19 protein-coding genes are annotated in these 25,232 nt (G+C 62.5%); 17 read left to right on the top strand and 2 right to left on the bottom strand.

The features are described 5' to 3' along the window. Window positions 1–124 precede the first annotated feature (124 nt). The 4 genes from OF385_RS14750 to OF385_RS14735 all read left to right on the top strand — a co-directional run bounded on the left by OF385_RS14750 (window position 125) and on the right by OF385_RS14735 (window position 5,785). Window positions 125–1,093 carry a pyridoxal-phosphate dependent enzyme gene (locus OF385_RS14750; protein ID WP_264276060.1) on the top strand — a complete coding sequence of 323 codons (969 nt, stop codon included), beginning with the start codon at window positions 125–127 and terminating at the stop codon, window positions 1,091–1,093. Continuing rightward, window positions 1,090–2,712, top strand: a complete 1,623-nt coding sequence (locus tag OF385_RS14745) for an FAD/NAD(P)-binding protein (protein WP_264276059.1) — start codon at window positions 1,090–1,092, stop codon at window positions 2,710–2,712. Before OF385_RS14750 ends, OF385_RS14745 begins: the two co-directional genes overlap by 4 nt. After that, a complete protein-coding gene (locus OF385_RS14740) occupies window positions 2,700–4,112 on the top strand; it encodes an alanine racemase (RefSeq protein WP_264276058.1) in 1,413 nt (470 codons plus the stop codon). The genes OF385_RS14745 and OF385_RS14740 overlap by 13 nt, the downstream gene beginning before the upstream one ends. Window positions 4,113–4,183: 71 nt before the next feature. Beyond that, a complete protein-coding gene (locus OF385_RS14735) occupies window positions 4,184–5,785 on the top strand; it encodes a bifunctional phosphatase PAP2/diacylglycerol kinase family protein (RefSeq protein WP_264276057.1) in 1,602 nt (533 codons plus the stop codon). 19 nt (window positions 5,786–5,804) lie between these two features. Here OF385_RS14735 and OF385_RS14730 read toward each other — a convergent pair whose 3' ends face one another. Then, window positions 5,805–7,733 carry an amino acid transporter gene (locus OF385_RS14730; protein ID WP_413468165.1) on the bottom strand — a complete coding sequence of 643 codons (1,929 nt, stop codon included), beginning with the start codon at window positions 7,731–7,733 and terminating at the stop codon, window positions 5,805–5,807. 500 nt (window positions 7,734–8,233) lie between these two features. Here OF385_RS14730 and OF385_RS14725 point away from each other — a divergent pair, with 500 nt between their 5' ends. The 3 genes from OF385_RS14725 to OF385_RS14715 all read left to right on the top strand — a co-directional run bounded on the left by OF385_RS14725 (window position 8,234) and on the right by OF385_RS14715 (window position 12,271). Next, a complete protein-coding gene (locus tag OF385_RS14725) occupies window positions 8,234–9,628 on the top strand; it encodes a TrkH family potassium uptake protein (protein ID WP_264276056.1) in 1,395 nt (464 codons plus the stop codon). 79 nt (window positions 9,629–9,707) lie between these two features. Beyond that, a complete protein-coding gene (locus OF385_RS14720) occupies window positions 9,708–11,591 on the top strand; it encodes an ATP-binding protein (RefSeq protein WP_264276055.1) in 1,884 nt (627 codons plus the stop codon). Continuing rightward, entirely contained in the window at window positions 11,588–12,271 is a 684-nt protein-coding gene (locus tag OF385_RS14715; RefSeq protein ID WP_264276054.1) for a response regulator, read from the top strand. Before OF385_RS14720 ends, OF385_RS14715 begins: the two co-directional genes overlap by 4 nt. A gap of 10 nt (window positions 12,272–12,281) precedes the next feature. On the opposite strand, the gene OF385_RS14710 is transcribed toward OF385_RS14715, so the two are convergent. After that, entirely contained in the window at window positions 12,282–13,079 is a 798-nt protein-coding gene (locus OF385_RS14710) for an IclR family transcriptional regulator (RefSeq protein ID WP_264276053.1), read from the bottom strand. Window positions 13,080–13,229: 150 nt separating this feature from the next. On the opposite strand from OF385_RS14710, the gene OF385_RS14705 reads away from it, so the two are divergent. The 10 genes from OF385_RS14705 (at window position 13,230) to OF385_RS14660 (ending at window position 25,209) form a co-directional block, all read left to right on the top strand. Beyond that, window positions 13,230–14,222: a 2-dehydro-3-deoxygalactonokinase gene (locus OF385_RS14705; RefSeq protein ID WP_264276052.1), complete on the top strand. Its 993-nt coding sequence runs from the start codon at window positions 13,230–13,232 to the stop codon at window positions 14,220–14,222. 40 nt (window positions 14,223–14,262) lie between these two features. Then, complete coding sequence (locus tag OF385_RS14700; RefSeq protein WP_264276051.1) at window positions 14,263–14,907, top strand: 2-dehydro-3-deoxy-6-phosphogalactonate aldolase; 645 nt, start codon at window positions 14,263–14,265, stop codon at window positions 14,905–14,907. Next, on the top strand, window positions 14,904–16,052 hold the full coding sequence (dgoD, locus tag OF385_RS14695; RefSeq protein ID WP_264276050.1) for a galactonate dehydratase: 1,149 nt from the start codon (window positions 14,904–14,906) through the stop codon (window positions 16,050–16,052). The genes OF385_RS14700 and dgoD overlap by 4 nt, the downstream gene beginning before the upstream one ends. Before the next feature lie 65 nt (window positions 16,053–16,117). Next, the gene (locus OF385_RS14690) at window positions 16,118–17,380 is read left to right on the top strand and encodes an MFS transporter (protein ID WP_264276049.1); all 1,263 of its coding nucleotides are present in this window, start codon (window positions 16,118–16,120) and stop codon (window positions 17,378–17,380) included. A gap of 218 nt (window positions 17,381–17,598) precedes the next feature. Next, a complete protein-coding gene (locus tag OF385_RS14685; RefSeq protein ID WP_264276048.1) occupies window positions 17,599–17,988 on the top strand; it encodes a (deoxy)nucleoside triphosphate pyrophosphohydrolase in 390 nt (129 codons plus the stop codon). Next, window positions 17,985–20,972, top strand: a complete 2,988-nt coding sequence (locus OF385_RS14680; protein ID WP_264276047.1) for a DUF3427 domain-containing protein — start codon at window positions 17,985–17,987, stop codon at window positions 20,970–20,972. Before OF385_RS14685 ends, OF385_RS14680 begins: the two co-directional genes overlap by 4 nt. Window positions 20,973–21,079: 107 nt before the next feature. Beyond that, a complete protein-coding gene (locus tag OF385_RS14675) occupies window positions 21,080–22,132 on the top strand; it encodes a nucleoside hydrolase (protein WP_264277944.1) in 1,053 nt (350 codons plus the stop codon). 119 nt (window positions 22,133–22,251) lie between these two features. Continuing rightward, complete coding sequence (locus OF385_RS14670; RefSeq protein ID WP_264276046.1) at window positions 22,252–23,058, top strand: ECF transporter S component; 807 nt, start codon at window positions 22,252–22,254, stop codon at window positions 23,056–23,058. Window positions 23,059–23,068: 10 nt separating this feature from the next. Continuing rightward, window positions 23,069–23,827, top strand: a complete 759-nt coding sequence (locus OF385_RS14665; RefSeq protein ID WP_264276045.1) for an energy-coupling factor transporter transmembrane component T family protein — start codon at window positions 23,069–23,071, stop codon at window positions 23,825–23,827. A gap of 2 nt (window positions 23,828–23,829) precedes the next feature. Next, window positions 23,830–25,209 carry an ABC transporter ATP-binding protein gene (locus OF385_RS14660; protein ID WP_264276044.1) on the top strand — a complete coding sequence of 460 codons (1,380 nt, stop codon included), beginning with the start codon at window positions 23,830–23,832 and terminating at the stop codon, window positions 25,207–25,209. Window positions 25,210–25,232 lie beyond the last annotated feature (23 nt).

Genomic DNA, 25,232 nt, shown 5'->3' with positions numbered 1-25,232 from the left:
CGAGCTGCGCTCCCAACCTGCATGGAGTCCGGGAGTTTGCTGCTGCTGATAGCCAGATTGCCTCCGTGCTGCCTAGGGTGGCAGCACAGCAGGATCAACAGCAGCAGAATGCGAGTCATCAACGATGGACAGTGCCGGTACCCTGAAGCCCCTCGCCACCCCGACCGTGAGACTGGGGCGACTCTTCGATGCGCCCGACCTCCAGATCTTCGCCAAGCTCGATTCGCTGCAACTCTCCGGGAGCACCAAGGAGCGCACGGCAGCCAGCCTGCTCGATGCCTTCATCGCCTCCGGGCGGCTGGCACCCGGCGGCCTGGTCATCGAATCGACCTCCGGGAATCTGGGCATTGCGCTCTCCCGCCAATGCGTCGTGCGCGGCCTGCGATTCATAGCCGTGGTCGACGAGAACGCCAACCGCTCGGCCCTGCAGATCATGCGGGCCTACGGGGCGCGGGTGGATTTGGTGCGCGACCCCTCAGATGGCAACAAGCTGGCGGCCCGGCGCCAGCGGGTCCAGGATCTGCTGGCCGAGCATCCCGGGGCGGTGACCACCAACCAGTATGGTTCGCCGGATAACCCCGCGGCGCACTATTCCTCGACCATGCCGGAAATCATGGACGCCGTCGACGGGCAGCTGGACTACCTCTTGGTCGCCACCAGTACCACCGGCACCTTGCTGGGGTGCCAGAACTATGTGCGGGAGCATCGCCTGCCCACGCAGCTGGTCGCAGTGGACGCTGTGGGCTCGGTGCTCTTCAACGGAGATGCTGCCGTGCGGCGCCTGCCGGGATTGGGTGCCGGTGTGGTTCCCGAGCTGTCCCTGCAGGCGCAGCCGGATCGGGTGATGCGCATCGCGGAGATGGACATGGTCCGGGGCTGCCGGCGGCTGGCCCACCGCGAGGGCATCCTGGCTGGCGCTTCCACCGGGGCCATCGTCGCGGCCATCGAACAGCTGCTGCCGCAGATTCCCGCCGGATCACGACTGGCCTTCCTTGTCCATGACTCGGGGGTGCCCTACCTGCACACCGTGTACGACGATGAGTGGGTCGCGGGGAATCTGGGTGAACTGCAGGAGGCGGGACTCGCCTCGTGACGCGGATTGCCATGATCGGCGGCGGGCCGAAGTGCCTCTTTGCGCTGCTGGAACTGCACGAGCAGCTGCGGGCGCTGCCCGGCGCGGCGGTCGCGGTGGATGTCTATGACCCATACCCTCCGGGAGCCGGACGGGTATGGAATACCGCCCAGCCGCAGGAGCTGCGGCTGAACGTCAATGCCCGCATCATCGACGCATCCTTCAGCCTCGGACCCTGGTCTTTCGACCAGTGGCGGCGCGGGCAGCCGGGTCTGGACAGCGACGACCCCTTCCCGCCGCGCGCGCTGGTGGGCCAGTACCTGCGGGGGCAATTCGAGAGGTTGGCCGAGGGCGGCTTGCTGCGCATCCAGCATCGGGCGAGCATCGCCAAGACCCTGCGGCGCGTTGCCGTCGGCTGGGAAATCAGCACCGGCCAGGGCGCGGAAACCTACGACGAAGTCGTGGTGGCCACCGGCCATGGTGCCACCGGCCAGGACTCCGATCCCTCGTGCGCCATGGGGCTGCCCGCGACCGCGCTGACCGTGCAGCGCTGCGATGCGGCGGATAGGAGCATCGCCGCGGGTCGCACGGTGCTGATCAAGGGGGCCGCGCTGACCGCCTTTGACGTGGTGCTGGCCTTGACCGAAGGCCGCGGCGGCCGTTGGCAGGAAGGCCCAGGCGGTGCAAGCCCGGCACTGCGCTATCTGCCCAGCGGCCACGAGCCTTCCACGATCATCATGACCTCGCGCCAGGGAATCAGCATGGCTCCCAAGCCCCTGGAGTCAGGCCCCGAGGTGCAACGCCAGCTGGAGGCCTATCGCAGTGGCGTGCGCGCCTGGGGCCTGCGGGAGGAAGGCACCCCCAGTCAGCTGCGGGACCTGCTGCTCGATGGCGCACTGGCCATCGCGCGCGTCAGCGGCGCCGATGCCAGCCGTCAGGCCCTGGAGCAAACGGCTCGCCACGGCATCTGCGAGCAGATGGCAGCCTTGGGCAATCCTCTGGAGCAGCTGCGATACAGCGTCGAGGCCAATCGCGGGCTGAAGGCCAAGACCCCGGATTGGGTCTGGGGTGTGCTCTGGTCGGGTCTGTACCCGGAATTGGTATCGGTGCTCTCCCGCTACCCCTGGGATGCCACCAGCCGCAAGGAGTTCACCGCACTGGCCGCCAACCTGGAGCGGCTGGCCTTCGGCCCGCCAGAACCCACGGCACTGAAACTATTGGCCCTGCACGAGGCGGGAATGCTTCGCCACGAGATCGCCGGCAGCCGCAGCGCCGGTGACCTGGGGCGCAACGAGGTGGTCAGGGTGAACGCCGTGACTGTAGCCCCCGGCATCCTCAACGCGCCGGCTCCCGAGGGGGTTCCGTCCAGCAAGCTCTTCGGCGCCCTGCTCGGCCGGGGCGAGATCATGGTCAGGCCCGGGGAGCGGGGAATCTTCACCGACACCGACGGAACCTGCCTCGATGCGCGCGGTCACCGCAACGAGTCCCTGTCCGCACTGGGCCGCCCCACCGAGGACCCCACCCTGGGCCACGACACGCTCAACCGTGCCCTGCACCCCGAATACCGGCGCTGGGCCCGGAGAATCGCGGCCCAGGCGGCCGCCAGCAACCAGAAAGCCATCTCCTCATGCCACCCATGATGCACGGAACCATGCCCCTGACCGCACGGACTGAACAGTGGATGGAGCAGCTCGTGGAGAACCCGCAGCTGTGCCAGGAATTGATCCGCGACTACGGCTCGCCGCTGAACCTGCACGACTACGGCGCCATGGCGCGGAACATCGCCGAATTGCGCGAGGCCGCCACCGGGCACGGCATCGACTTCCAGATCTATCTGGCCCGCAAGGCCAATAAGACCCTGGGCGCCATCGATGCGGCGCGGGCCGAAGGCTGCGGAGTGGATGTGGCAAGTTTCCACGAACTGGAGCAGTGCCTGCAGCGCGGGGTGGCCCCCGAATCCCTGATTGTCACCGCCGCGGTGAAATCCCGCGCCCTGCTCCAGCTGGCGGTGGAGAACCGCGTGGTGCTGAGCCTGGACAATGCCGATGAAGTCCACGAGCTGGGGGAAGTCGCCGGGGCATCGCGGGCCCCGGTGCAGGTCGCGGTGCGGCTGGCCTCCGGGAACCCGCGGATCCCGGTGACCCGGTTCGGTCTCAAGGCGGCGCAATGGCTCGAAGTCCTGGCCCAGCCCGAGAACTCCGGGCTGCTGGAAGTGGTGGGCGTGCACTTCCACCTCAATGGCTACAGCGCCGAACAGCGGGCGATGCTGATCCAGGAGTCCCTGGAGTTCGCCGATGCCTTGCGCTCGCAGGGCCATGCCGTGGAATTCGTGGACATGGGCGGGGGCATCCCCATGTCGTATCTGCCAGAGGCCCAGCAGTGGAACGGATTCTGGCAGGCGCTGGCCGGCCTGCCCGCCGGCGATGAATCCCTGACCTGGAAATCCGACCGCCTGGGGGCCACCGGGACGCAGCCCAGCACCGCGGTGTACCCCTACCACCAGGAAGTGATCCGCGGCCCGTGGCTGCACGGCATCCTCGCAGCCCGAAGCGCCGACGGGACCCGCTCTGTGGCGCAGATGCTCCGGGAACGAGGCATCCAGCTGCGTTGCGAACCGGGACGCTCCCTGCTCGATGGCTGCGGGCTCACCCTGGCCGAAGTCGCCTTCACCAAGCAGCGCAGCGATGCCGTGGCGCTGGTGGGCCTGCACATGAACCGGACCCAATGCCGTTCCACCTCGGCCGATTTCCTGGTCGACCCGATCCTCATCAAGGCCGGCGGGCAGCCGGCGGCCGGCACTGTCGCCCAGAGCGGGTTCCTGGTGGGCGCCTACTGCATCGAGGAAGAGCTGATTCTGCGCCGCCGGTTCGAATTCCCGCACGGTGTGGGCCGCGGCGACATCGTGGCGTTTTTGAACACCGGCGGATATCTCATGCACATTATCGAAAGCGCCTCGCACCAATTGCCGCTGGCCAAGAACCTGCGCCGGGAGCAGGGGCGCTGGGTCCCAGATGGCATCGATGAGGTGCACCTGGGCTGACCACCACGAACGGTTGGAACGCTGGCACCGGGTTAATTGACGGATGCCCGTTTCACGGCAAGAATCAAGATATGACGCGAACCATCACAGCGCCGGGTCGTTTCGATATTGCTTCGTTGGTGCAGGGCCGCTTTTTCATTGCGTTCGTGCTGGTGTTCACCGGGTGGAGTCTGCTGTCCACCGTCTGGGGACTGGACAGGCTGGATAAGGCAACGCTGGCCCCATGGATCCAGGCCCGCAGCTACGCGGGCCAGATCGCCGAGGCCTTCGCCATCATCACCCACCCTGCCCTGGTCTTCGCCGTCATCCTGGCCATGGCATTGTGGTCCTGGCGCCGCCGGATGCGCCGGCTGGCCGGCGCCCTGAGCGCCGCCTCCCTGGTGATCCCGGCGACCGCGGCCATCCAGCTGATGACCCAGCAGCCCAGGCCCGCGTCGCCCTTCGAGGATTCGCTGACCTACCTGTTTTCCGGCTATCCCTCCGCCCACATGGTGGCGGTGACCGTGCTGGCCTGGGTGCTGGCCACCCTGGGCCAAGCCAGGCGGCTGGCCACCAGCTCGGCCCTGCGCTCGCGGAGTGTGGCGGCCTTGCTGGTCTTCCTGGTGCTCGCCGACCAATGGGTGATGCGCACCCAGTCCACTAGCCAGCTCATCGGCGGCATCCTGCTCGGGTTGACCTGGGCCAGCGGGGTGCTGGTGGTCACCGGCGTGGGGCCGATCCTGCAAGGCTGGGCCGGGCTCGGGCTGCCGGCGGAGCAGAATGACAAGCGCGCCGCGGTGATCTACAACCCCACCAAGGTGCTGGACTTCGGCCTGTTCCGGCGCCGGGTGGAGTACGAGCTGCAAGCCGCCGGGTGGAAGCCGCCGCTCTGGCTGGAAACCGAACGCGAGGACCCCGGGGTGAAGATGGCGCAGCAGGCCATCGACGCCAAGGTGGATGTGGTGATCGTGGCCGGAGGCGATGGCACCGTGCGGGTGGTCTGCCAGGAACTGGCCGAACAGGGAATCCCGGTGGCGCTGATTCCTGCCGGCACCGGAAACCTGCTGGCCCGGAACCTCGGTGCTTCGCTCGACGAGAGCGAAGCGATCCGCACCGCGCTGGCCGGCAGGGCGGTGCCGGTGGATTTGATCCGCTGCACCACCGATGCCGGCGAATCGGTGTGCGCGGTCATGGGCGGGCTGGGCTTCGATGCCAAGATCATGGGCAATACGAATGCCGACCTGAAGAAGACCATCAAGGCCGGGGCCTATGTGGTGGCCGCCGCCCAGCAATTCAGCCTGACGCCTTTTGACTGCACCGTGAAAATCGACGGTGAGCCGGTCCAGGATCACTCTTCGATCATGACCCTGGTGGGCAACGTGGGCCGGCTGATGGGCGGCATCAACCTGATCCCCGCGGCGGTGCCCACCGACGGGAAGATCGACGTGATGGTCGCCTCGCCCACCGGCGCCCGGGAACTGGCCTCCCTGGCCCGGGGCATTGTGCTGGGCACCGACGCGAAGTCGCTGGACTACCAGCAGGGACAGGTCATCGAGATCCATGCCGATCAGCCCGTGGCCTGCCAGCTTGATGGGGACTATGCTGGCACCTCGCGGTTCTTCCGTGCCGAGGTGATGCCCGCGGCGCTGGCGATCATGCTCGATGCCGAAGGGCCCCGGCCCTGGCAGGGCTGAGCGGGCGGCCGGGCGCGGGCTAGCCCACGTGCACCCAGGGGCGGCGTTGCAGGTTGGGTTCGGCCTCGCGCAGCACCTCGCGGGTCAGCGGGGCGATCTCGCCCTGGCCCAGGAAGATGAACTTGGCCAGGTTCAGCAGCGGATTGCCCTCGGTCCAGCGGAAGTAGATGTGCGGCATGACCTCGTAGTCATCCCTGATCGCCATGGCGATGGCGGCAATCGCGGTGGACACCGAGGGGGCGGTGGCCTCCAGGATCCACTGGCCGTGCCGGGTGATGCCGCGCACCTCGATATCCTGGGCGAAATCCGAGTAGTCGCTGACCTTGATCTCCAGGAACGCCACCGGTGCCCGCTGGGGGATGTGGCTGGCGAGGACGGCATGCTGGTGCTTGTGGATATAGCGCCGTTTCGAGGTCTTGACCGGTTCGTGGGCGATGAGCCGCAAGAGCCCGGCGCTGCCGGCCTGCCGGATGATCGCCACCGCCGGCTCGTCGAACCTCACCGAGGTGGCGCGCAATTCGGTGGAGCGGCGGAAGCGGGAGAGCAGCGATACCAGCAGCACCGCGGCGATGAAGAAGGCGGCGATCTTCAGCCCGTCGGGACGCTCGACGCAGTTGGCGATGGTCGTATAGGCGAAGACCAGGCTGGTGGCCCCGAAGAGCAGCGCCTTGCCCTTCTCGCCGCGCCGCCGCGCGGAGATGGTCACCGCGATGGCCGCCGAGCTCATCAGGACCAGCACGCCGGTGGCGTAGGCGGCCCCCTGCGCGTCAACGCTGGCCTCGAAGTGGATAGTGATGGCGATCGCGACCAGCAGCAGGACCAGGACCAGCGGGCGCACCGCGCTGGCCCAGGCCGGGGCCATGCCGAAGCGCGGCAGGTACCGGGGGATCAGGTTGAGCATCCCGGCGAGCGCCGAAGCACCGGCGAACCAGAGGATCAGGATGGTGGACAGGTCGTAGGCGGTGCCGAAGGCATCGCCCATCAGGTGATGGGCCAGCCAGGACAGGGCCCGGCCGTTGGCCGCCCCGCCGGGCTGGAACTCCTGGGCGGGAATCAGCACCGTGGTCACGATGGAGGAGAGTACCAGGAAGCCGCTCATGATCAGGGCCGCGGTGGTCAGCAGCTTCTTGGCGCCGCGGATCCGGGCGGCGGGGTTCGCTTCGGTGTCCCCGGGGGCCGAGGCGATCTGCGGCATCACCGCCACCCCGGTCTCGAAGCCCGAAAGGCCCAGGGCCAGCTTGGGGAATACGATCAGGCAGACCAGCAGCATCATCAGCGGATCCCCGTGGGCGGTGAACAGGGAGTCCAGCCAGCGGGTGATGGACACCGGGTTCTCGATGATGCTGGCGGCCGAGACCACGATGATCACCAGGTTCAAGGCCAGGAAGGAGAAGACCAGGGTCACGGCAATCCAGATGACCTCGGTGAAGCCGCGCAGGAACAAGGCCCCGAGCAGGATCAGCAGGACCAGGGTGATGGGCACCTGCTTGCCGGTGAACCATTCGGGGGTGAACGGGTTCTCGATCAGGTGCGCCGAGGCGTCGGCGGCCGAGAGGGTGGCGGTGATCATGAAGTCGGTGGCCGCGAAGCCCAGCAGGACCAGGACGAAGACCTTGCCCTTCCAATGCGGCATGAGCCGTTCGAGCATGGCGATGGACCCCTGGCCGTGCGGGGATTCCGTGGCGACCCGGCGGTAAACCGGCAGGGCGGCGCAGAGCGTGACGGCCACCAGGATCAGCGTGGCCAAGGGCGCCAGGGCTCCGGCGGCCAGCGCGGCGATGGCCGGCTGGTAGCCGAGGGTGGAGAAGTAGTCCAGGCCGGAGAGGCACATGACCTGCCACCAGGTGGCTCCGGCCTTGCCTCCGCTGCTGGAATGTTCCTGGCCGACGGAACCATCGGTCAGCCATTGGCGCAGGCGCGATGGCACCGTGGTTCCAGGTGCCTTCATCGACCCCGGGGCCGACGCAATCTTTGTCTTCACGAAGCAGTACAGTACGCCGATCTTGGACGCTTGGCACCACTTCCCGCAGCGAATTATTCCCCGCCTTGTCAGAGGTGGAATCCGGGAGACTTTGGCGGCTTGGGCGCGGAAGCGGCGGGGCGTGGTGCGTGGCAGAGGGTCGCGTAGGTGACAGCAGGAATGCATGGTGGGAATCGCTAGTGAAATGGGATTTTAAAATCAAGGAGATAGCCTGATTCGCTGGCGCCGGGTCCCGGCCGAAGGGTGCTGTATGGGCGCCAGCCACAGGGTAGGAGCCAGCGGAAAACATGTGTCCTTGGCCATAAAAACGCCCTGGTATCAAGGGCGCATCAAGATTCTTCCGCAGCCCATTAAGCGGGCATTAAGACCGGGGCGGGTCCAGCGGCGCAGGGCGTGCAATGGAACTGTGCCGGCAGCACCCGCCGGTGCGATGATCCATCCGCTCTCGCGTGAAGGTGGCTTGCACCATGTCCTTGAATCTCCAGCGCTCCCCGGGGCGTGGCCAGCCCCTGCGCGTGCTGGCCGGGGGTCTTCACCGCGCCCTGCTGGGCAATCCGGTGCGCCTGGTGCCCCTGGGCTTCCTGGCGGTGATCGCCGTGGGCACCCTGCTCTTGCTGCTGCCGGCGGCACGGGTCCAGCCGGTGGCTGGCGGCTTCATGCCGGCGCTGTTCACCGCGGTGTCCGCGGTGAGCGTGACGGGCCTGGTGACCGTGGACACCGCCACCTACTGGACCCCGCTGGGGCAGGGCATCATCCTGGCGCTGATCCAGGTCGGCGGCTTTGGCATCATGACCCTCAGCTCGCTGCTGGCCCTGCTGGTGCGCAAGCATTTGGGGCTGCGCACCCAGCTCGTGGCCGCCTCGGAGACCCAGGCCATGAACCTCGGCGATGTGCGCCGGGTCCTGCTGTTCGTGGCGAAGACCACCCTGGCCATTGAAGCGGCCGTCGCGGCCGTGCTGTCCGCCCGCTTCTGGGTCATCAACCCGCAGGACCCGGCGGCCGCGCTCTGGAACGGGGTCTTCCACTCGATATCGGCGTTCAACAATGCAGGATTCGCGCTGTTCAGCGACAGCCTGATCAGCCATGCTGGTGATCCGTGGATCATGATCCCGCTGTGCTGCGCGGTGATCCTGGGCGGGCTGGGGTTCCCGGTGATCCATGAGCTCTTGCGCCGGCCACGGAAGAAGTGCTGGTCGGTGCACACCGTGCTGACCCTGTGGGGCACCGTGGGGCTGCTGGTGGTGGGGGCCGTGCTGCTGGGGCTTTTTGAATGGAACCGGCCCGAGACCCTGGGCCACCTGGAGCCCGGGGAGAAGACACTGGGCGTGCTGGGGCTGAGCGTCTTCCCGCGCACCGCCGGATTCAACAATATCGACTACGGGCAGGCCTCCTCCGAGTCCCTGCTGGTGACCGAAGCACTGATGTTCATCGGCGCAGGCAGCGCCAGCACCGCCGGCGGCATCAAGATCAGCACCTTCTTGGTGCTGGCCTTCGCCGTGTGGAGCGAGGCGAGGGGCCACGAGCAGATCACCGTGGGCCGCCGCGCCATCGGGCCGGCAATCCAGCGCCAAGCGCTGTCGGTGGCCCTGCTGGGCCTGGGCGCGGTGGTGGGCGGCTCGTTGCTGTTGCTGCTGCTCACCGAGCATCCACTGGAGAAGATCCTCTTCGAATGCATCTCGGCCTTCGCGACCGTCGGGGTGAGCACCGGGATCACCGCAGCGCTGCCGGCCAGCGCGCAATGGGTGATCATCTGCCTGATGTTCATCGGCAGGGTCGGGATCGTGTCCGCCGCGGCGGCCCTGGCGCTGCGCCACCGGCGGCTGCTGTTCCGCCTTCCCGAGGAGCAGCCGGTCATTGGCTAGGCGATGCGCGGTGCCCGCCCGGGGGTATTCCGGTACGATCGCTTCGTACCGGCCCGGATCACCAACACCAAGGAGCAGCATGGATGTCTCTGACGCGGCGCCGCAGGCCCACCCGCTGCTGATCGTGGCGCTCTCTGGACGCAGCGGCTCCGAAGCACTGCTGCGCCGTGCCTGCCGCGAAGCCTCCAAGATGCCCGGTGCCGAGGTCATGGCGGTCCACGTTCCGCAGCGCGGCGTCGGTTCGCCGCCGGACGCCCTGCAGCCGGAATTGGCGCGGCTGCGCGCGCTGGCCGATGAGGCCGGGGCCAGCTGGCACATGGTGCTGGGCCAGGGCCTGGGCGACGCACTGCTCGGCTTCGCCCGCAGCATCCAGGCCACGCACCTCATCGTCGGAGCACCATGGCCCGATGGCCCGCGGAAGAACCGGGAAGAACCGGTCTGCGTGCAGCTGCTGGAGCAGGCCACCGAGCCCACCGACCCCAGCATCCTGGTCTTTCCCCTCCAGTCCCAGCCCGCAGCGCCAGCCCGCCGCACTCGGCACCGCGCCGGCGGACAGCACCGGCTCGGCGCCGCACGCCGGGTTCTCGGCTGGTTGCTGGCTCTCACCGGCCCGCTGCTGCTCGCTGCCGGGTTCCTCCTCGGCGGGCTGGAAAGCGAGCTGCTGACCCTGAATTTCCTGAGCCAGCTCACCCTCGTGGTCTTCGTGGCGTTGCTCGGAGGCTGGTGGCCGGCACTGACGGCCGCCCTGCTGAGCACCGCGATCCTGAACTGGTTTTTCACCCCGCCCACCGGGCAATGGCATATCCACGAGCCGTTCAACATCCTGGCCCTGGTGCTCTTTCTCGTGGTCGCCGCCGGCGTGGCCCGGGTGGTGGACATCGAGGCGCGGCGCACGGCCGAGGCAGGCCAGGCCCGGCATCAGGCGGACACGCTCTTCGAGCTGTCCGGCGGGGTGATCCGCGAAGGGTTGAGCGTGCCGGCGCTGCTGGAATGGCTCCGCCGCTCCTACCAGCTGCAGGGCGTTGCGCTGGTGCAACGCGGTACCGGCCCCGCGTCTGAGCAGCAACTGGTAGCCTCGGCCGGCGCCCCGCCGGCGGATGCGCAGTCCAGCGACTACACCGTCACCGTGGATGCGGAGCATCTGCTGCTGATCAATGGAAACCCCCGGGAAGCCTCTGACCAGGGAATCTTCGAGGCTTTTGCCGGGCGCATCTCCGCCGTGCTGCAGCAGCGGGCACTGGCCGAGGCGCGCCTGAACGCCCGGGAACTGTCTGCCGGCAATGAAATGCGCACGGCGCTCTTGGCCGCGGTCTCCCATGACCTGCGCACGCCGCTGTCCGGGATCAAGGCCTCGGCCTCCAGCCTGCGCCTGCAGGATGTGGTGCTCAGCGAACAAGACACCGCGGACTTGCTGGCCACCATCGAGGAATCGGCGGACCAGCTCAGCGAACGCATCGAGGATCTGCTGAGCATGAGCCGGATCCAGGCCGGGGAGCTGGTCGTGCATCGCAGCCCCCTGCAGGTCGAGGACCTCGTGGCGTCGGCGCTGCGCGATGTCTCCGGGATCCTGCGTCCGTCGCATATTCAGCTGCACCTTCCCGATGATTGCCCCCGGGTCAGCGCCGACTACGGGCTGGCCGTGCGGGTGCTGGCCAATCTGCTGGAAAATGCTGTGCGCTACGGTGGGGAGCAGCCGCTGCAACTGCGCGCCGTGCCCCTGCGCAAGGCCGTGCAGATCCAGGTCATCGACCATGGGGTCGGTGTGCCCGAGGCCGAGAAGGACCGGATCTTCCGGCCCTTCCAGCGGCATGGCGACCGGAGCAACACCACCGGATTGGGCTTGGGACTGGCCGTGGCCAGGGGACTTGCCGCTGGCATGGATGGGGACGTCCACGCCCAGGACACCGCAGGGGGAGGAGCCACCATGGTGTTCACCCTGCCGATTTTCGAGGAAGCAGCATGAGCACCACCGTGTTGATCGTGGAAGATGACCCGCAGATTGCCCGTGCGCTGCTGGTGAATCTCAAGGCCCGCGGCTACCGCACCTTCCATGCGGCTACCGGACTGCAATGCCTGCAGCTAGCGGCCGATGCGCATCCGGATGTGATCCTGCTGGATCTGGGCTTGCCGGATCTGGAGGGCGGAGATGTCATTGACGGCATTCGCGGCTGGTCCAGCGTGCCCATCATTGTGGTGTCCGCCCGGCATGAATCCCATAGCAAGGTCGACGCCCTGGATCGGGGCGCCGACGATTTCATTACCAAGCCCTTTTCCATGGATGAGCTATTGGCACGTTTGCGTGCCGCGCTGCGCCGGGCGCTGCCGGATCCGGGGCAAGCCGTGGTGGAAACCTCTGACGGGCGACTGCGCATCGACCTCTCCAGCCACCAGGTCACCATTGACGGCGAACCGGTCCGGCTCACCCGCTTGGAATGGCGGGTGCTGGAGGTGCTGGCCAGCAACCCGCATCGCCTGATAGGCGGCACCGAATTGCTCACCACCGTGTGGGGGCCGGAATATGGCGAAGAAGCGAACTACCTGCGGGTGTACATGTCGCAGCTGCGCACCAAGCTGGAACCCGAGCCGTCGAATCCCCGGTATTTCCTGACTGAATTGGGTATGGGGTACCGCTTCACTCCGTAGGGCCTGCGTCCTAGAAGGTTTTGCCCGAGTAGCCGAGCTTACGCGAAATCTGGGCTGCCGTGGAACCCATCACTGACTTCAGCGCCTTCATGCGCTCGTCCGGCATATACGGGTTGGTGGCGGACATGCTGATGGCGGCAATGATCTTCCCGCTGCCATCGCGGATGGGCGCGGCGACACAGCGGATGCCCGGTTCATTGTCTTCCAGATCCAAGGCGATGCCTTCGCGTGCGTAGGTTTGCATCCGGGCCAGGAAGGCTTCCTTGGTTTGCTCCGAAGCTTGTTCCACGGGGGATTCCGCATCAAAGGCTGATTCCCAGCGTTCGGGGGAATCAAGCAGCAGCGCCTTGCCGATGCCGGTGCGGCTCAGCGGCATGCGCTGGCCCACCCGCGAGCGCATCTGTGCCCCGCGGGTACCGAGGACCTTGTCGACGTACAGCACCTGGGCTTCGTCTTCCACCGCGAGGTGGACGGTGTCCTGGTACTTGCGGGCAAGCTCTTCGAGGAGGGGCTTGGCGATTACCGGGACCGGGCTCTGGTACAGGGCGTGGAAGCCGAGCTCGATCAGCGCCGGTCCCAGGCTGAAGTCGGTGCCGTGGGTGCTGCGCAGGAATCCGCGCTGCACCAGAAGCTTGACCATGCGCTGCGCCGCGCTCTTGCCGATGCCCGCGGCGGCGGCGACGTCATTCAAATTGGTGGCCCCGCGGCCGACGGAGTGCAGGATGTCCAGCCCGCGGGCCAGGGTGAGCGTCCCGGGTGGGGGAGCATCTGCCGATTCACCTGCAGTTATTTCAGGTTCTCTGGCCACGCTGTGCTCCTTCGGCAAAATTGATGAATTCCTTTCATCCCACTATATACAACACCTTTTGAACTATTGGGATGAGTCGGTCACTATTCACATGTGAAGAGGCGCACACCGCGAGAACATCGTGCGCTCCACGAAGCGGAAACAGGAGACATGACAAACATCGCCGAAGCCCAGCTGATTGCCTTGGACTGGGGAACCACCTCTGCCCGTGCCTACCTCATGGGCAATGGCGGAAGTGTAGTGGCGGAACGCAGCCTGCCGCTGGGGATCATGCAAGTTGCGGCCACCGCGCAGGCGGAATCTTTGACCCTCGCCCGGGCCTTCGAGGTGACGCTTGGTGAATTGTGCGGGGACTGGCTCGAAGCCTTCCCGACCATCCCGGTCATCGCCTGCGGCATGGTGGGCAGCCAGCAGGGCTGGGTCGAGGCGGCCTACCGGCCGGTGCCGGCAGATCTGGCCGACCCATGCGCGCAATTGGCCACCGTCGAAATCGCGCCAAGCCGGTTGCTGCATATCATCCCCGGAGTCCTGGACAACAAAGAACTTCCCGATGTTATGCGGGGTGAAGAAACCCAGATCCTGGGAGCCATGGAACTTGGTGGCCAGCCTGGACAGGATCCTGAGGATCAAGTCTTCCTGTTGCCCGGGACGCACTCGAAATGGGTCAAGGTTTCCGGCCGGACCATCACCGAGTTCTCCACGTCCATGACGGGGGAAACCTACGCGCTGCTCAGCTCGCAATCCATCCTCTCGAAACTCATTGAACCCTCCAGCACGGTGCAGTGGTCCGCATTCGAGCGGGGTGTGCAGGTGGCGCAGTCGCCGCAGGGCGCAGCCGATCTCATGCTGACCGCATTCTCGGCGCGCACCCTGGTGCTGACCGGTCGCCTGGAGGAAACCGAAGTCAGCGACTATCTTTCGGGCCTGATGATCGGCGCGGAAATCCGCTCCGTACTCGGACTGCCGACGACTGCGACGGCCCCTGCGCTGACCATCTGCGGTAACAAGGAGCTCAGCGCACGCTACACCCGGGCGCTGGGGATTTTTGGAATCGAGCAGGTGCGAGAGCTGCAAGGCACTGCGCCGCGAGGCATCTGGGCCTTGGCCTGCGCCCAGGGACTCGTGCCTTCGGTGTTTGCCTAGGCACCGGAACTGATCACACTTCTCAAGGAAAGGTATTGCCATGCACGACCCGAAGACCACCCTGCACGAAAAGGGACTCGTCGCCATTCTGCGCGGCCTTCAGCCCGCAGAGGCCCAAGCTGTGGGAGAAGTCCTCTACGCCAGCGGCTTCCGTTCCCTGGAGGTGCCGTTGAACTCGCCGCAACCGCTCAAGAGCATCCAGATTCTGCGCAGTGCATTGCCCAACGACGCCGTAGTGGGCGCCGGAACAGTCCTCAGCGTGGAGCAAGTGCGCTCATGCCACGACGCAGGCTCGCAGATTATTGTGTCGCCGAATACCAACGTGCAGGTGATCCGCGAGACGGTGGCGCTGGGAATGGATTCGTTCCCGGGGGCGGCCACGCCGAGCAACGCCTTCGACGCCATCGAGGCCGGAGCGAAGAACGTCAAGATTTTCCCCGCGGAACAGGTGGGCCTCGCAGGCTTCAAAGCCTGGACCGCTGTCATTCCCGCCGGGATCGGCCTGATCCCGGTTGGCGGCATCAATGAGGAAAACATGGGGCAGTGGGTCCAGGCCGGAGCCACCGGTTTTGGCATTGGCTCGTCCCTGTACAAATCCGGCCGAAGCCTCGATGAGCTGAAAACCAGGGCAGACAAGCTTGTATCTGCCTACCGAATGATCCATGAGATGAGGACGCCTGCATGAAAATCACGAAACTGACCACGTACATGGTGCCGCCTCGCTGGCTGTTCCTGAAGATCGAAACCGACGAGGGGATTGTTGGCTGGGGCGAGCCAGTGCTCGAAGGCCGTGCCTCCACGGTCGCTGCAGCCGTTGAAGAGCTCTCGGATTACCTCATCGGCCAGGACCCGCGGAACATCGAAGACCTGTGGACCGTTATGTACCGCGGCGGCTTCTACCGAGGTGGCGGCATCATGATGAGCGCCTTGGCGGGCATCGACCAGGCGCTCTGGGATATCAAGGGCAAAGCCCTGGGAGTCCCGGCCTATGAACTGCTCGGCGGCAAGGTCCGCGACAAGATCCGCGTCTATTCGTGGATTGGCGGCGACCGTCCGTCGGACACGGCTGCCGCGGCGAAGGCAGCGGTTGATCGCGGATTCACCGCGGTGAAGATGAACGGCACCGAGGAACTCCAGTACATCGACACCTGGGACAAGGTGCAAGGATGCTTGGAGAATGTCCAGGCGGTACGCGACGCCGTGGGTGAAAACGTGGGCATCGGCGTCGATTTCCATGGCCGTGTCCACAAGCCGATGGCCAAGGTACTGCTCAAGGAACTTGAACAGTACAAGCTGATGTTCATCGAGGAACCAGTGCTCAGCGAGAATGTGAACTCAATGCTCGAGCCATTGCGCAATTCCAGTACCCCAATCGCCCTGGGCGAGCGTTTGTTCTCGCGCTGGGACTTCAAGGACGTCCTGGCCAGCGGAGCGGTGGACATCATCCAGCCGGATCCTTCGCACTGCGGTGGCATCACCGAGGCGCGCAAGATCGCGGCCATGGCTGAAGCCTATGACGTGGCGGTCGCATTGCACTGCCCACTGGGCCCGATCGCCCTGGCGGCAAACCTGCAGATCGATGCCGGTGCGTATAACGCCTTCATCCAGGAGCAATCCCTGGGAATTCACTACAACAAATCCAACGATCTCCTTGATTATGTCAATGATCCTTCGGTCTTCGCCTATGAGGATGGCATGGTCGCCATTCCTGATGGTCCCGGCCTTGGCATTGATGTCAATGAAGAGTACGTCATTGAACGCGCAGCTGAAGGTCACCGCTGGCGCAACCCAATTTGGCGTCACAAAGATGGTTCTTTCGCAGAATGGTAAATCATATGTCTCAGTCGACAATGTCGTCAGCTGCAGCACTCAAGGGCGCTGACAAAGCTACAAAGATGCGCTACGCCGTAGCGTTCATGTTGTTCCTCACCGTGGTCATCAACTACATGGATCGCTCCAACCTTTCGGTTGCAGCTCCCTTGATCTCTGAAGAATTCGGCCTGGACACAGCCCAGCAGGGGTTGCTGCTCTCAGCCTTTGGCTGGACCTATGCTGCCATGCAGCTGCCCGGCGGCTGGCTAGTAGACCGGGTGCAACCCCGGTTGCTGTACCCCATCTGCTTGGTGCTCTGGTCCCTTGCCACCATCTTCATGGGCATGGCCGGAAGTTTCGTGGCCTTGATTGTCCTGCGCCTGGCCGTAGGCGGCTTTGAAGCGCCGGCCTACCCCATCAACAACAAGGTAGTCACTGCGTGGTTCCCCGAACGTGAACGCGCCACAGCTATCGGTTTCTATACCTCGGGCCAGTTCATCGGCCTGGCATTGCTGACCCCAGTCCTGCTGTGGTTGCAGCATGCCTTGACCTGGCACTGGGTCTTCGTAGTGACCGGTGCCGTCGGTGTCATCTGGGGCCTGATCTGGTTCCTCATGTACCGCAATCCCGTGGATTCCAAGAAAGCCAATGCTGCAGAAGTCGAGTACATCCGCCAAGGCGGGGGATTGGTTGACCTTGGCAGCTCCCAGGCCAAGACCCCCGCGCGAAAGCTGAGCAAATCAGATTTCGCTCTGGTCCTGGGCCGTCGCAAGCTGTGGGGCATCTACATTGGACAGTTCTGCCTGACTTCCACACTGTGGTTCTTCCTGACCTGGTTCCCCACCTACTTGGTGACTTACCGCCACATGGACTACATCAAGACCGGCTTCCTGACGTCGTTGCCATTTATCGCAGCGTTGGCCGGGGTTCTGATCAGTGGTGTGCTCTCCGATTTCATGCTGAAACGCGGAGCCAGCCTCGGCACCTCGCGCAAGCTGCCAATCATCACCGGGCTCCTGCTGTCCATGAGCATGATTGGCGCAATCTTCACCGATAGCACCGCGCTGGTCATCACCTTCATGTCCATTGCCTTCTTCGGCAATGGGCTGGCCTCGATTACCTGGTCCCTGGTGTCCGCGCTGGCACCATCGCACTTGATTGGCTTGACCGGTGGCATGTTCAACTTCATTGGCAACCTCTCATCGATTGCCACTCCAATAGTTATTGGCTTGCTGGTCTCGGCGACCGACTTCGGTCCGGCCTTCATCTATATGACGGTCATTGCCGCGGTCGGCATCCTCTCCTACGTCTTCTTGGTAGGCAAGGTTCAGCGCGTCGAGAGTTAAGACGCACGTTCAATCTGGAGAGGCCACGCTTCGTTTTCTTCCTAGAAGTCGAAGCGTGGTCTTTTCTGTTTATGTGCGCCAACTGGCTATGGAAATTACTCAACGTTTCCGCTCTACTACGCTGTTTTATCCGTCTGCCTGCAAAGTGTCAGTGTTGGCAGATAAGATCACTAGTAACGGTCGTAGTCGATTAATGTAGACGTCAGTGGAGAATTAGGTTGAAGAAGCAAATCAAGGTTGTCGGGGCCGTAATTGTACGAAACGATGAGATTCTTTGCGCGCGTCGCGGATTCGGCGGCAGCCTCGGTGGCATGTGGGAGTTCCCAGGGGGCAAAATCGAAGCCGGCGAAACTCCTCGACAGGCACTTGAACGGGAAATTCAGGAAGAGCTACTCTGCACCATTACGGTGGCCGAAGAAGTTACTAGCACGACTCATGAATATGATTTTGGGATCGTGACTCTGACGACCTTTTATTGCGAATTAGTTGAGGGGGAGCCGCAGCTGACGGAGCACGAAGCTACAAAGTGGCTAAAGCGCGGCGAACTGGACACCTTGGAATGGGCTCCTGCCGATATCCCCGCTGTTGAACTCATTATGGCAGCATGACGTCGTCTAGCCCTGATATCTCATTTACCGGTGGGCTTTCCGGCGATGTCACCTATGGTTTTTTGGACAGTAAGAAACAGTCTCGTCGCCACCATCATCCACGTGTAGTCCTTAACGCGGACGGCAATACGGTTCTACGTATCCTGCGTGAGGAACTGGCGCGATGCGATGAATTCATTTTCTCCGTAGCTTTCGTGACACCTAATGCAATCGCAATGCTCAAGCAGGAACTTCTGGAGTTCTCTGGTCGCGGCACTATCATCACCTCGGATTACCTGGGGTTCAACTCGCCGTCTGCCTTCAGCGAGTTGCTGAACCTGGGAAACCTTGGCATTGACGTGCGAATTCATAGCGCTGATGCTTTCCACCCCAAGGGTTATATTTTTAAGTCGACTGACGTGGTCACAGCTATGATCGGAAGTTCAAACCTTACCGGCAACGCTATTGTCAAAAACCATGAGTGGAATCTGAAGGTAACCGCGGCGAACGACAGCGACTTGGCCGGACAGCTGGCAGACCTTGCTGGAAACCAACTCACGGAGTCTCAATCCCTGAGTCAGGAATGGATTGATCTCTATTCGGCGCAGTACACGCCTCCACCGCCGCGCAAGAGGATCGAGGCTGCCAAGAAACTTGAGCAAGCAGATGAGCAGCTCATCGATGAAGTCGCCGCAGAGCTTTCCGAATCCATCGGCTTAGGCGGCTACACCAATTGGGCTGATCATCTCATGCCGATTCTGCCCAACCAAATGCAGTCTGAAGCCCTCAAGGCATTGGAGAAGGTGCGCCTCAGCGGTGAATCCAAGGCCATTGTCATTTCGGCAACCGGCACAGGCAAAACAATACTGTCGGCGCTTGAGGTGCGAGCTGCCCACCCAGAGCGATTCTTGTTTGTTGTTCATCGCGAACAGATCCTGGATAAGACGATCAAGGAATACCGCCGTGTTATTGGCGGAGATCCAGAACAGTTCGGCAAGCTGGCAGGAGCCTCCAAGCAGAGCGACCGAAAGTATGTTTTCGCGACGGTTCAGACTCTGTCGCTAGATTTGGTGTTGCAGTCGATAGAACCCGACGCCTTTGACTACGTTATTGTCGATGAAGCCCATCGAGTTGGTTCGCCGACCTACAAAAAAGTCCTGTCGCACCTGCAACCGTCGTTTTTGCTCGGACTAACGGCTACTCCGGAACGAAGCGACGGATTCAACGTATTCGAGTTCTTCGACTACAACGTTCCATACGAAATCCGGCTGAATCATGCTTTGGAAGAGAACATGCTCAGCCCGTTCCACTATTACGGGATTGCGGACGTGACCCTTGACGATGAATCGATTCGCGATAGCTCCGCGGATCTCTCGCGCCTGGTGACACCGGATCGTGTGCACCACGTAGTCGATGCGTTGACGAAATACGGGCAAGCCGGCGTTTCGCCCAAGGGCCTGATCTTCTGCTCTCGCAAGGATGAAGCGAACGCACTGTCTGCTGCTTTGAATCAGCAACAGTTACGCGGAAAGCCTCTGCGGACGGTGAGCCTTAGCGGCGAGGACTCGGTTGAACGACGTGAACGAATCGTCGCTCAGCTAGAAGCTGGCGAACTCGACTACATCTTGACAGTGGACATCTTCAATGAAGGTGTGGACATCCCGACTGTGAATCAAGTTGTGATGCTAAGACAAACGCAGTCGGCGATTGTCTTTGTTCAGCAACTAGGCCGAGGGCTTCGCAAAGCACCGAAGAAGGACTACCTGGTAGTCATTGATTTCATTGCCAATTACGCGAACAACTACATGATTCCCATTGCGTTGTTTGGCGACGAGTCTCTAAACAAGGAATCGCTTAAGGAAAAGCTGATCGCCACGGAGCAAGCCGGTGTCATGGCCGGACTGTCGAGCATTCGCTTCGATAAGATTGCTCAGCAACGAGTCCTTGAATCTATTCGCACTACCCCTTTGGACAGTATCCAGAAGCTTCGGGGTTCAATGCAGGCAATGCAGAACCGCGTTGGGCAAGCGCCTCGGCTCTTTGACTTCTATCGTTTTGAATCGGTCGACCCTGTTCTCCTTGCTACAAAGAAGGAGAACTATCCGACGCTCGTGAAAAGTCTGCTCAGGATTGATCACGATCTAAGCAGGGATGAGCTGCGCGCACTGTCTTTGCTATCGCATGAAGTGCTGACGTCCAAACGAATCCACGAGTTTGTCCTGGTTCGAGAGTTGCTTTCTCGAGAGTCAATTACGTTGCTTGAGTTTGAATCGGCACTGCGGGAGCATGGGGAGGAGCCCACTAAACGTCAAATGCTCAGTGTGGTGGAAACTCTCAATCTCGCTAATCACGCGCAAGTCGACCAAACACGGTATGGAATTCAGTTAGCCACCATTTCGAACGAGACAATTTCTGCTGATCGGGGCTTCATTCACGCATACCGTACACACGGTTCTTTCACCGATGAAGTCGACGATATTATCCAAACGGGTATGGCTTTGGTCGATGACCGATATGCCGGAGGGCGCCCATTCCTCGTTGGCGGACAGTATTCTCGTAAAGAGGTCACGCGGCTACTGGGGGTTCCACGAAAATGGACGTCTACCTTATACGGTTACAAAGTCGATATGGATTCAAGGACCTGCCCGATCTTCGTGACGCTCCATAAATCCGATGATGTCTCGGCCAGCACGGCGTACCAAGACGAACTTGTGGACCCGTCTCATCTGCGGTGGTTCACGAGGTCACGTCGTACCTTGCGCAGCGATGAAGTTCGACGCATAGTCAATAATGAGGTTGACCTTCATGTGTTTGTGAAAAAAGACGACGCTGAAGGAACCGAGTTCTTTTATCTAGGCCAAGCGGACTCACGAAACGCAGAACAGACGCGAATGCCTGACAAGGACAACGTGCCGCTGGATGTAGTTACGATGGACCTGCATTTTGAAGAGGCCATCGACAGTGCGCTGTATGACTATCTAAGCCCGAATAGTGACCTTACCTAGCCGCGAGCAAGGCTGCATCGGTGTGTATTTAGCTTGATCATTCGACGAAAGTAGAGGAATGAGTGGCTCTGGTAGGCGATAAAAGTCCGTCTGGAGCAAATGTGTCTATGACACGCTTGCTCATCGATTGTGACACCGGCATCGACGATGCCTTGGCCTTGGCGTATCTGTGCTCGCTCGGTCACGTGCAGTTCGAGGCCGTCACGAGCACCCCAGGCAACGTTGATCTCGAGCAAGTCGAGGCTAATAATCGAGCACTGCTCAAGCTCTGTGGAAAGCCAAAAATCCCGGTTCTAATTGGCGCCCGTGAACCAATTGAGATCCCACTCGTGACAACCCCAGAGACCCATGGTCCTCAGGGGGTAGGCTACGCGACGCTTCCCGATCCAGGCTCAGGCCCTTCGGCAAGCGATGACGCCGTTGACTATTGGATCGAAGCAGCCCGCGCCAACCCCGGTGAGCTTACAGTTCTTTTGACTGCGCCACTAACCAACTTCGCGCTGGCGCTGCGTCGCGAACCGAAGCTGCCGTGGTTGCTCCGCAAAGTCGTCATCATGGGTGGCGCCTTCTACCACCAAGGCAACACCACTCCAACAGCCGAGTGGAACACCCATGTAGACCCGCATGCTGCCAAGGAAGTCTTTGCCGCCTACACCGCAGCGGCTGAACAGGGCCTCGAATCCGAGAAGCTGCCAATCGTGTGCTCTCTGGACACCACCGAACGTTTTGAAATGCAGCCAGAGTTCCTGACGGAACTGGCTGAACAATCAGGATGCGAAGAACCAGAATTGGTTCTAGCCAGTGACCCCGAAGGCACACTCAGCAAAGCGTCCAACCCACTGGTACGCTACCTTTCTGATGCCTTGCGGTTCTACTTTGAATTCCACCGGCACTACGACCAGGGCTACATTGCTCACGTCCACGACTACTTCGCGGCCGGCGTAGCAGCGGGAACCCTGGAATATGAAACCCGTCCCGCCACTATCGATGTCGAGACAGAATCACAATTACTGTTTGGAACCACCGTGGCAGATTTCAGGGGACTCTGGGGCAAACCAGCAAATGCCCATGTGGTCTCCCAAAACGATCCAGAAGCAGGCTTTGAAGAACTGGTTCAACGCCTCGGTGCGCTGGCTCGAAAACTAGACAAGGATTCATAGTCGCCAAGACGAGTGAGCTAGAATCGTCTACCGGGTCGAGGTGACATAGACCCGCAGCTCGCGCGCGCCAGCCTGAACTTTGGTGCGCAGTCATACTCGTACCTCAGGACTGCCTCATCATGTCATCTAATCTTCTGTTGCCCGACGAAACTTCGTCGCAAACACTTCGCCGCCGCCTCATGGCTATCGCTGGAACTGTCATCCTCGTGGCCACCTACATCACCTTGATTACAACTCAGCCCATGGGAATTGTTGAGGGTCTGGGACAGGGCGTTGCTCTGGGCACCTTTGCTGCTTACCTTGTAGCCGCAGTTCTTCTGCTGTTGGCCGTGTTGCCTGATCTTCCGGTCTCCACGTTGACCCTGATTCCGGTGGCTCTGGTCCTGAATATCATCCTCGGCCAGTTTGTCGGCTCGGTGATGATTCCTCTGTACATCGACTCCATCGGTACGGTCATCGTGGGCTTCCTCGCTGGCCGTCGAGCCGGCGCCGCCACCGGTGTATTGAGCACCCTGGTGTGGTCGTTGTTCGCGCCTACCGTTCTGCCGTTCGCCGCCGGCGCTGCACTTGTCGGTTTCCTGGCTGGAACCGCTGCACGATTCGGTGCACTGCGCCGGATCTACTTGGCACCAGTTGCCGGTCTAGTTGCCGGCGTTCTGGTTGGCGTGGTTTCCTCGCCGGTCGCGACTTTCGTTTACGGTGGCACGTCGGGTGTGGGCACCGGCGCCTTGGTGGCCGCCTTTAGCTCCATGGGCGACTCGCTGCTCTCTGCTGTCACCAAGCAGGCATTGATTTCGGATCCCGGGGATAAGGCAGTGGTTTTCCTGGTCGCAGCCCTTCTGGTCTACGCGCTGCCAAAGCGCTTGAGCGGCAGCTTCGCCTTTGTCCGCCGCTACAACGTCTTGGGAAAGCGCGTCGGCAAGTAAGCGACAACCCATGCCCCGCACCATCAAACTTCACCCATTCACCATTCTGGCTATCGCGGTAGCAGTTATCACCATGACGACTGCTGCCAGCCTGTGGTGGTTGAGCTGCGCTGTCATGGCACTGTGCCTGCTCATCGCGGGATGGGCGGGGCACCTGAAAAAGTTGGCAGTTCTCAGCGGTGCCATGCTCCTGCCAACATTCCTTTCCTTGCTGTTGATTCATGGGCTGGTCTCCCGCGATCAGTCACCTGCCATCGCGCAGTGGGGCCCGCTGCGCGTGACCGTTCATGGCCTGGAAGTGGCGTTGTCGCTGGGCCTGAGGACGGCAGTTCTTGTCGTGGTCGGTCTGCTCTGCGGGTTGCTCATCGACAGGCATCAGTTGGTAGCAGCCATTGATCTCTCGCCAGTTCCGCCGCAATTGGGATACCTCTTGGCTGCAACGTTGTTCTTGCTGCCGCAAATGGCCGAGAAGCAACGCCAGATCGGTGAAGCCCAGACTCTGCGCAAAGTGGCAGCAGGGAAGGGCATCGCCGGCTGGTTCCAACGCGTGCGATTACGCGCGGTTCCACTGGTGCTGGCATCCATGCAGGATGCCCAAGACCGCGCGGTTCACCTGTCTGCACGCGGATTCCCAGCCACCAGCGCTCGGACTCGTTTGCGAACCGTGCCTGATTCATCAGCACAGCGTGGCATCCGCTGGACGGCCACGGTGTGCGCCGTGCTAGGTCCGATGCTGATCTTGGTGCTCGCACGCATTGGGGGCCAATAGCCATGGAGCGAAAACTCTCCCACCTGTCCACCTCGGTGCTTGGCTTGAACTTGGGACGCTACACGTACGCGGATACCCAGGATGCTGTCCTGCACAACATCCAGTTGGATGTGCGCCCTGGAACCCTGACCGTCATTTCTGGCGATTCGGGCTCAGGAAAATCAACGCTCGGCGCAATCCTTGCCGGCCTGCTTCCGCGCCATGGCATGGACGAACTAGCCGGATCCATCGAAGTTGGCCACACGAGGATCGAATTCTCTGCGTCGTCGGCCCCACGCGTCGATGTCGCCCAGTGGGCCAAGCATGTAGGCCTCTTGCCGCAGGATGCAGGACACTATCTATCGGGTATCCGGGGGACAGTCGCTGAAGAGCTGGCCTTCTCCTTGGAAAACGCCGGTGTCCCAAGGGAGCAGATGCAGCAGCGAGTCTCCGACCTTGCGCAGAATCTTCATCTTGAACACTTATTAGAGCGCCACCCGCAACAGCTATCCGGGGGCCAAGAACGACTCGTGGCTTTGGGTGCCCTGGCCATGAGTGAGCCTGATGTCCTGGTCCTGGATGAACCGCTGGCCGGGCTAGACAAGCATGCCACCGTCGTCGTTTCCGAGATGATCGAGCTGCTCCGTGCCCGCGGGACGGCACTCGTGGTGCTTGCGGATTCGCCAGGAAGCTGGGCCCGCGAGGCCGATGAGCTGTGGCGCCTGAACCAGGGGACGTTGCACCGTAATCCGGTCGAAGAACCGCTTACGTGCATTAGCCTGCCAACAGGTGGACGGCAGATGGCTGCCAATGCACCAGTCTTGCTGACCATGGACTCTGTACAGCTCGCCTATCCTGGTTCCGCAGCGCCCGCGGTGAACAATCTGAACCTTCGCCTCAGCGCGGGGGAATGTCTGGGCCTGGCCGGGGCAAACGGCTCCGGCAAGACGACGGTCCTCAAGGCCATTGCCGGATTGCTGAAGCCAGAATCCGGAACATTGACGCTGTCCGGAGAGTCCGGCTTGTTGCTGCAGAATTCCTCTGATCAGCTCTTTGAACGGACGGTCCTGCGGGAAGTGGCATTTGGAATTCCCAAGAAGAGTGCACTGCGGCAGCGGGTTCCTGAACTGCTTTCGCGGCTCGGCCTCGAATCCCATGCGCAAACCCATCCCTATGAGTTGCCTGCCTCTGCGCGCAGGCTGGTGGCTCTGGCCACCGTTCTGATCCATGAGCCACAGATCTTGCTGCTTGACGAGCCAACAGAATCCTTGGATGAAGCCGGAGAAGCGTCACTTCAGGAAGTCATCGCTTCGGTGCTGGATCGCGGGGGAGCGGTGGTTCTTTCCACCCATGACGAGCAATTCATGCGCCGAGCAAGCCACCGAGTGCACCATATGCAGTGAACGTGATCTAACAGACAAAGGTT

It is taken from the genome of Glutamicibacter sp. JL.03c, from assembly GCF_025854375.1.
GTDB lineage: Bacteria > Actinomycetota > Actinomycetes > Actinomycetales > Micrococcaceae > Glutamicibacter.
The sequence above is the reverse complement of the archived record's forward strand: the minus strand, read 5'-3'. Positions and strand labels throughout refer to the sequence as shown.